The 896-nt window shown below is 51.2% G+C and carries 2 protein-coding genes; one reads left to right on the forward strand and one right to left on the reverse strand.

The genetic code is table 11. From position 1 onward, the window contains the following. Positions 1-497: integrase core domain-containing protein (locus tag HMPREF3178_RS04995; RefSeq protein ID WP_049102283.1), on the forward strand; the 497-nt coding region annotated here is incomplete at its 5' end. On the opposite strand, the gene HMPREF3178_RS31555 is transcribed toward HMPREF3178_RS04995, so the two are convergent. Further along, entirely contained in the window at positions 477-677 is a 201-nt protein-coding gene (locus HMPREF3178_RS31555; protein ID WP_127673838.1) for a hypothetical protein, read from the reverse strand. The two genes, HMPREF3178_RS04995 and HMPREF3178_RS31555, sit on opposite strands and share 21 nt — an antisense overlap. Between the last annotated feature and the right edge of the window lie 219 nt (positions 678-896).

The raw sequence follows: 896 nt of genomic DNA on the forward strand, positions 1-896 counted from the left end.
GCTGGTCCATCGATTTTATGCACGACGCGCTGGTCTGCGGCAGACGCTTCCGAACCTTTAATGTGGTGGATGATTTTAACCGTGAAGCACTGGCGATAGAAATCGACCTGAATATCCCGGCTCAGCGAGTCATCCGGGTGCTGGACAGGATCGTGGCAAACCGCGGCTACCCGCTGAAAATGCGGATGGACAACGGGCCAGAGCTGGTCTCGCTGGCGCTGGCACAATGGGCCGAAGAACATGGCGTACAGCTCGAATTTATCAAGCCGGGTAAGCCGACACAAAATGCTTTTATCGAACGGTTCAACCGAACATACCGGACAGAAATCCTGGATTTTTACCTGTTCAGAACACTGAATGAAGCACGGGAAATTACCGGGCGCTGGCTGATGGAATATAACAACGAGCGGCCTCATGAATCCCTGAATAACCTGACACCGGAAGAGTACCGGCTGATGGCTGAAAAACCGGAACTCTCAAAAAATGCATGGAACTAAAACAGGTGTGCTTACATCATAGCTTGCTTTCTGATAGAGGTCTGTTTGCTGTGCTTTGATCTTTTCAATCTCATCAGGACTGGTTAAATGGCGGTGCCACTCCAGCGTGCGGGCATTGCCTGTTAACACCAGCCTGTCACCTTTATCGCGGATCTCTATAGTCCTTTCGGAAAAACTCACCGGCCCCTGGTCACGTCCTGCCAGGTGGTCAATGAAGTCATCCCGCCCTTCTTCATCCTGGACAATCCATTCACCCCGCGTAAAAGCTTCTTTTGCGCACTCAAGGGCATCATGTATGGTTTTCGCTTTACCTACCAGGAACGTGCCTTCTGTAACGTACGTGCCATACAGCGGTATACTCTACCTGATGTAGCCCCCTGAAACACCAGACAGTAGCTG

This window comes from Klebsiella sp. HMSC09D12 (assembly GCF_001808475.1).
Classification (GTDB): domain Bacteria; phylum Pseudomonadota; class Gammaproteobacteria; order Enterobacterales; family Enterobacteriaceae; genus Klebsiella; species Klebsiella oxytoca.